The sequence below is a fragment of the Candidatus Accumulibacter vicinus genome (genome assembly GCF_000584955.1).
GTDB lineage: Bacteria > Pseudomonadota > Gammaproteobacteria > Burkholderiales > Rhodocyclaceae > Accumulibacter > Accumulibacter vicinus.
This window is the reverse complement of sequence record NZ_JDSS02000037.1, coordinates 197426-204046: the sequence shown is the minus strand read 5'-3', so window position 1 is coordinate 204046 and position 6621 is coordinate 197426. Positions and strand designations below refer to the sequence as shown.

The following is a 6621-nucleotide window of genomic DNA, read 5'->3' as shown; positions in this document are numbered from 1 at the left end:
GCGGCAGCCTGTGGCTGCCCGGTCCTGCTTGGCCCGCACTGCTTCAACTTTGCAGAGGCCAGTGCGGACGCCATCGCCTGTGGAGCTGCGCGTGCAGTTCCGGATGCGGGTGCAGCGGCGCGGGCGGCCAAGGATCTGCTCTTGCATCCGCAAGCGCTACTGGCCATGCGTACGGCCGCGACGACCTTCAGTCAGACCCACCGCGGTGCGACGGCGCGCACCATGGAGCTTGTTGTGAAAGTTGCGTCAGCGACTCACGAGCCTCACCCGTCCTGCCAGTGAGAGAGGGTGCGGGGGAGGGAAACAACGGCCATGGCTTTCATGATCGGGGTTGCCTGCAACCGCCATGACCGTCAGGGTGCCTCGAACAGTGAGTTGATCCGTTCGAGATCGCTTTCGGCGAGCGCCCCGACCGCAGCCTTTAACCTGAGCTGGTTGATCAAGGTGTCGAAACGGGTTTTGGCCAGATCGCGCCGAGTGACATAAACCTGATTCTCGGCATTGAGTACGTCGATGTTGATGCGCACACCGACTTCGTAACCCAGCCGGTTCGATTCCAGCGAACTCAGACTCGAAACCAGCGCCGCCTCAAGCGCGCGGACTCCAGCAAGACCATTGACCACGCCGAGATAGGCCTGGCGTGCGTTGAGCGCCGCGTTGCGGGTCGCATTGTCCAGCGCAGCCTGTTCCCCCGTGCGTCTGGCGATCGCTTCACGGACTCGCGAGTTGACGGCACCACCCTGAAAAATCGGGATATTGAGCTGCAGACCAAGCTGGCCGGAGGTGGTGTCGATCGAACCGACCCCAAATTGTCCGGGGCCGTTGTTCTGCCCGTAGTTGGCGACCATGTCGACTGTCGGGTAATGCGCAGCGCGGCTGATGTCGACTCCCTTGGCGGCCGCTTCGACGGATGCCTGCTGTGCCTGAACGACAAAACTGTCACGTTCGGCCGCCTCTACCCATGGTTCCATTCTTGCCGGTTGCGGTGGTTCGATCACTGCTTTCGGCTTCAGCCGATTCAGTTCACCCGGGTCCTTGCCGACCAGCACGCGCAGCGCGTAACGTTTCACCTCGAGATCGTTGTCGGCCGCAATCTCCTGAGCAGTCGCCAGGTCGAAGCGCGATTGCGACTCATAGGTATCGGTAATGGTTGCCGTGCCGACTTCGAAGTTTTTCTTCGCCTGCTCGAGTTGCTGAGCGATCGCCGTCTTGTTGGCCTGTACAGCGCGCAGGTTTTCGATTGCGAAGAGTACGTCAAAGTATGCCTGGGCAACACGCAGGATCAGATCCTGTCCGGCTTGCGCAAGGTTGGCCTCGGTCTGCATGAGCAGCAGTTTCGACTGGTCGTACTGAACATAGTTCTGCCAGCGAAACAGCGGTTGCGTCAGGTTCACGCCAAAGCTGTGGCTGTTGTACTTGTTCTGGTAGCTTTGCCTGTCGGGGCCGATCGTCGCCTTGTAGTGGGTGTCGTTCCAGAAGGTATTGCCGGTCGCGCCGATGGTCGGCAGCAGGCCCGCGAGCGCCTGCGGCAGCTTCTCGCGTCCGGCTTCGGCGGCCGCACGCGCAGCCGCATACTGGGCGTCGTAGGCGAGTGCCTGACGATAGACCTGCACCAGGTCAGCGGCCGATACGGGAGCTGCCGCCAGGAGGGTCGCCAACACCAGGCCGGACCTGCCGACGCAGAGTTTAAAGGGCATGACGCTCACTCGCTTTCAGTAGGCGATGAAGCAATGATATCGCCAGCCGCTCTGCAGTCCGAGCATCGAGAAGCGCAGCATTCTGGACCAGCCTTCAGAAGACGAAGCTCTGGCGCTTCCTGGTGGTCAACGGCGCGACCACGGTTTCAAAAAGGTTGGTCGTGTTGAAGGCCTTATCAGCGGTGCGGATGATCAGCTGTGCTTCCATCACGGGCGCTTCGCCGATGAATGCAGCGAGGCGACCGCCAAGCTTGAGTTGCTGCAGAAATACGTCGGGCAGTTCCGGCAGAGAACCCGAGATGACGATCACATCGTAAGGGGAGGGGCCCGACCAGCCCTGTGAAGCGTCACCCGTCTCGACGCTGACGTTGGCAACGCCGGCATGCCGCAGGTTACGGCGGGCAGTTTCAGCGAGGACCGGATCAATCTCGACGCTATAGACATACTCGGCTTTTGATGCGAGGAGTGCAGCCATATGCCCACTGCCGGTCCCCACCTCAAGAACGATGTCGGTGTTCCTGACCCCCACTTCCTGAAGAATTCGCGCTTCAATCTTCGGTGGCAGCATCGCCTGGCCGTGGCCAATCGGCAACTCCAGATCGGCAAACGCCAGCAACGTGAGCGCCTCGGGGACAAAGACTTCACGCTTGACCGCGGCAAGCAGCCCGAGCACTTCCGGATCCAGCACCTCCCAAGGGCGGATCTGTTGCTCAATCATGTTGAAGCGAGCCTGTTCCATATCCATCTTGACCGCAGCCATAGCATTCCCCGTTGCAATTGTAATGTAATATTAGTACGATCTAATATTATATCTCGATCACGGAATTATACCTTGATCGTCAATCGGTCGCCCATTGCGATTCGGGCCAGAATAGGGTCGGTGCGATGGCAGGCCGAACTGGGCCCTGCGGCGCTGGATAGGCTTCTTCCCTTTCGACACAAACAAACGGCGCCCGAAGGCGCCGTTTGTTGACAAACGTGCAGGCTTTTTATGCGCTGAGGCCCTTGACCTGTGCCGAAAGGCGGCTCTTGTGGCGTGCTGCCTTGTTCTTGTGGATGATCTTCTTGTCGGCAATGCGGTCGATTACCGATACCGATTCCTGGTAAATGCTCTGCGCCGCCGCCTTGTCGCCAGCCAGAATGGCCTTTTGCACGCGCTTGACGGCAGTGCGCAGACTCGAGCGCAGGCTGGTGTTGTGGGCGCGTTGCTTGACGGCTTGGCGGGCACGCTTGCGAGCTTGTGCGCTGTTGGCCATGGATGTGTTTCCCTATCAAAAACTGGTGCTTGGGTCGAAAGGCGGCGATTCTACAGAATGCCGCCGCCTGACGCAAGCAAGATGTTTGGGTGTGCTTCAAAAGTGAAAAAACGGGCGCCAGGGCGCCCGTTGATCCTGCGAACAGCCTGGAATCAGAAGCTGTGCGTAATGCCCGCACCGAGTGCGTAGTTGCTTTCGCCCGAGGCACCGACGATGCCCGGAATGGCGATCGCCTGTCCAGCGTTGCCTGGCAGCACGTTATTGTTGTTGCTGAAGTAGCTATATGCGCCGTACAGAGAGGTGCGCTTCGACAGCGGATAGGTGTACTGGGTGCCTGCGCCCCAGCTGACGCCGTCACCGGTCCATTTGCGGTCGCTGGTCAGTCTGCCGTAGCTCAGGCCGAGCGTGCCACGACCGATCGGTGCGGTCACGCCAAGCGTCCAGAGATTGCTGTCCTCGATGCCGGAAACCCTGAGGCCTGTGACAACATCCCTTTTGTTCTTGTTGTCCAGAGCCTGGTAGCTGGCAAAGAGCTTGACGACCTTGAGGTCGTAACTGCCGCCGACGTACCATTCATTGATGCTTTTGTCGGTACCGGCCAACTCGTAGGGGGGAGTGGCGGTCGGGATGGAGACATTGGTACGTGATTGCCAGACCGCGTCGAAATTGATCGGGCCGTTGGCATAGTTGAGGCCAAGACCGTACTTGCCGTTATCCGAGACACTGACCCGCTTGTCGTTGTAGCTGCCAAAAGCGTCCCTGGTCTCGCCGAAGCTGTAGATCGCACTGGCCTTGAAGCCGGACAGGCTGGGGCTGGTATAGGTGATGGCGTTGTTGAAACGGGCCGGGCTGTTCGGAGTGATCGTCATGCCATTGAGCGCACTGAGGCTCGACTGGATGGCAAAATCGCTCGCATCGAGTCCGTCGTTGTTGGCGGTCGCGTTAAAACCAGGGGCATATTGACGACCGAGGGCGACGGTACCATAGTTGCTCGCCAGTCCGACGAACTGCTGGCGGGCGTTCAGGCCGCAGGTGCCAATGCCGCAGTTGATGTCCGGATCGAGACCGTATTCGAGCGTGAACACCGCTTTCAGGCCGTTGCCCAGGGCTTCTTCGCCCTTGAAGCCGAGGCGATTTCCGGCGCCGATGCCGGTGATGCCACTGAAGGTATTCTTTCCGGGAATCTTGATTCCGAGGGCGTTGCGACCGGCATTCCCTGAACTGTAGGCGTAGGCCAAGTCAAGCACACCGTACATGGTGACGTTGGTCTGGGCAGCGGCGACACCCGATGCCAGACTCGCAACGGCCAGGGCAATGAGTTTCTTTTGCATGGTGCTATCTCCTGTAGGTCTGTAAACATGAAGCTCAAAATCCACATCCACCAGCCTGAGCCGCTGTGGCAGCGAAATCATTGGCGGAACACGACCCGATTCTGGCAGCCAGATGCGTTTGAAGCAACCTCCGCAACCCCTTTTCAGGCAAGTAAAGCGCATTTGTTGTATTTTTGTTACGCCGATGATGATCTGCTTTTGACGGGGGAAGAGTTGCCCTTGGCCTGATCGCGCTCGGGTTTTCCTGGAAGCTGGCCAGAACAAGCGCAATGAGAGGAGAGTTCATGCATGCTCAAGGACATTGGGGGAAACAAAAAAACGGGCGCCGAAGCGCCCGTTCCAGAAACCAGGTTGACCGAGGTCAAATTAGAATTTGTGATTGATACCGGCCAGGAAAGTATTGTTGTCCTCGCCGCGCGCCCCAACCCCGGCGACGGGGCCAGCCGCGTAGCTTCGCTTGTCGTTTTTAACCCAGACATAACCAGCATACAGCGTGGTGCGCTTGGACAAGGCGGTCGTCCAGCCCAGCGCAGCGGCCTGCGAATCGTCGTTGAGCGGGCGCTTGACTTTCACGCCGCGAACCCACTGGCTACCTTGATCCCAATACAGTTCGGAATAGCCGAGGTGAATGTTGCTGGAGCCGAGAACCGGGATGACCGCGCCGATCTGCCAGAGCTGGTTGTCCAGGTTGGCCGCGTTCTTGTCGTTCTGACCCTGCCAGCTGGCCATCAGCTTGACGAACTTGAGGTCGAAGCTACCACCAATGTACGCTTCCTCGACCGCCTTGCCATTGGCTGTAAACAGGCCGGTCAGTCCGGGGACCGCGATCAGCGAGCCGTTGGTCACGCTTTGACGCTGATGATAAACAACGTCGAGGTTGAACGGGCCGGTGGCGAAGTTGGCGCCGAGAGCCCACTTGCCATTATCCGAAACGTCGGTCAGCTTGTCATTGAAGGTGCCGCCGGCGGCGCTGGTCTCACCGAAGGAGTAGATCGCCTTGCCGGTGAAGCCGCCCCAGTTCGGGCTGGTGTAGGTGATCGCGTTATCCCAGCGAGCGGGGGAGTTCGGGGTGATGCTGTTGCCGGCCTGGGCGGTCAGGAAAGACTGTGGTTCGAATACGGCACCACCAAACGGATCATTGTTGGCGGTGGCCTGGTAGCCGGGAGCATACTGGCGACCGAGGGCGATGGTGCCCCAGCCGGCGTGGGAGAGGCCAACGTACTGTTGACGGGCATTGAGGCCGCCGGTATTGCCGACGCCGCTGTTGTTGTCGAGGTTGAGCGAGTACTCCAGGGTGAAGACTGCCTTCAGGCCATTGCCGAGGGCTTCTTCGCCGCGGAAACCGAGGCGGGAGCCGGCCAGCAGGCCGGAATTGATGCCGCTGAAGGTGTTGGTGCCGGGAATGGGGATGTTACCCACTCTGCCGGCGTCGCCGGTGCTATACATATAGCCGATGTCGGCCACGCCGTACATGGTGACGTTGGTCTGGGCAAAAGCAGCGCCCGAGGCCAGGCTGGCGACTGCCAGTGCGATGAGTTTCTTTTGCATGGTGAATCTCCTCTAGGTTTGAGATCAATGAAGCCCGCTGCTGCTTCATCAAACTGGACCTCTCGAAAAAGAAACGAGAAGTTCTGGCGATTCTGGCAAACGGCGATGGCCTGAGCAAGTTCCCTGAGCGCTTTCCTTGAATGCAGGGCAAAGGTTGTTGGGTTTTTGCAACAGGCGTCGTTATTATGCTCGCGTAACGGTTCTTCGACCGCCTCGCTGCTGCAAGATGCGTTCGCCTGTTGCCAGTTCAGGCCGAACTGGTTGGCTCGTGCATCCTCATCCATGTCCATGGGTTTGCCGGTAAGGCAAGGACGAATGCAGGGTAGGGCACGGCGCGGCTGCTCTGGCGAAGGGTCAGGGAGCAAGGCTTCGCTGCCGCCGCATGGGCTCCCGTGGTTTCAGTGGCCGGTGACGAAGCGAAAGGGGATGGCAAAGATGGCCTTGCCAGTGTCTACGAGTACGGTGGCTTCCCATTCCATCGTGCCGGTGATGCATACCGGCAGGCTGGCCGATGCCGCGAAGCGGTCGCTGCCGCTCTGCCTTTCGAGTTGCGTTCGGTTGTAGCCCATCTTCATGGTGCTGCCGCTGAAATCGACTTCGACCTTGCGCACCCCGGTTGCCTGAAAGCTGGCCTGCAACTGCAGCGGCTTGAGCACCGGGATCGGTCGTGGTTCGATCGAGAACTCGACCTGACCGCCGTTGGGCAATTTCACGACACAGGCTTGCCGGTTGAGATTGCAGCTCGACAAAGGCAGCGCGATGTCGGTTTTCGGGTTGAGCAGCGGCGCC

At 59.6% G+C, this 6621-nt stretch carries 7 protein-coding genes and 1 pseudogene; 2 read left to right on the top strand and 6 right to left on the bottom strand.

What is annotated here, in order from left to right:
* Nucleotides 1-282, top strand: a pseudogene (locus CAPSK01_RS16735) (3-deoxy-D-manno-octulosonic acid transferase); the annotation flags it as partial.
* A gap of 71 nt (nucleotides 283-353) precedes the next feature.
* Here the strand turns inward: CAPSK01_RS16735 and CAPSK01_RS16730 are convergent.
* From CAPSK01_RS16730 to CAPSK01_RS16715, 4 genes are all read right to left on the bottom strand, one after another.
* Nucleotides 354-1697: a TolC family outer membrane protein gene (locus CAPSK01_RS16730; RefSeq protein ID WP_034929233.1), complete on the bottom strand. Its 1344-nt coding sequence runs from the start codon at nucleotides 1695-1697 to the stop codon at nucleotides 354-356.
* A gap of 94 nt (nucleotides 1698-1791) precedes the next feature.
* Nucleotides 1792-2442: a protein-L-isoaspartate O-methyltransferase gene (locus CAPSK01_RS16725; RefSeq protein ID WP_034929505.1), complete on the bottom strand. Its 651-nt coding sequence runs from the start codon at nucleotides 2440-2442 to the stop codon at nucleotides 1792-1794.
* A 244-nt stretch (nucleotides 2443-2686) separates the two neighbouring features.
* Nucleotides 2687-2953: a 30S ribosomal protein S20 gene (gene rpsT / locus CAPSK01_RS16720; RefSeq protein WP_034929230.1), complete on the bottom strand. Its 267-nt coding sequence runs from the start codon at nucleotides 2951-2953 to the stop codon at nucleotides 2687-2689.
* Between the two features lie 152 nt (nucleotides 2954-3105).
* Nucleotides 3106-4284, bottom strand: coding sequence for a porin (locus CAPSK01_RS16715; RefSeq protein ID WP_034929227.1), 1179 nt, complete (start codon nucleotides 4282-4284; stop codon nucleotides 3106-3108).
* A gap of 27 nt (nucleotides 4285-4311) precedes the next feature.
* On the opposite strand from CAPSK01_RS16715, the gene CAPSK01_RS23495 reads away from it, so the two are divergent.
* The gene (locus CAPSK01_RS23495) at nucleotides 4312-4512 is read left to right on the top strand and encodes a hypothetical protein (RefSeq protein WP_138678054.1); all 201 of its coding nucleotides are present in this window, start codon (nucleotides 4312-4314) and stop codon (nucleotides 4510-4512) included.
* A 138-nt stretch (nucleotides 4513-4650) separates the two neighbouring features.
* On the opposite strand, the gene CAPSK01_RS16710 is transcribed toward CAPSK01_RS23495, so the two are convergent.
* Both CAPSK01_RS16710 and CAPSK01_RS16705 read right to left on the bottom strand, forming a co-directional pair.
* Nucleotides 4651-5832 (bottom strand): porin, encoded by a 1182-nt coding sequence (locus CAPSK01_RS16710; RefSeq protein ID WP_273703891.1) that lies wholly within the window; start codon nucleotides 5830-5832, stop codon nucleotides 4651-4653.
* Nucleotides 5833-6230: 398 nt separating this feature from the next.
* Nucleotides 6231-6621 (bottom strand): hypothetical protein (locus CAPSK01_RS16705; RefSeq protein WP_034929224.1); only part of this gene is annotated, 391 nt, incomplete at its 5' end.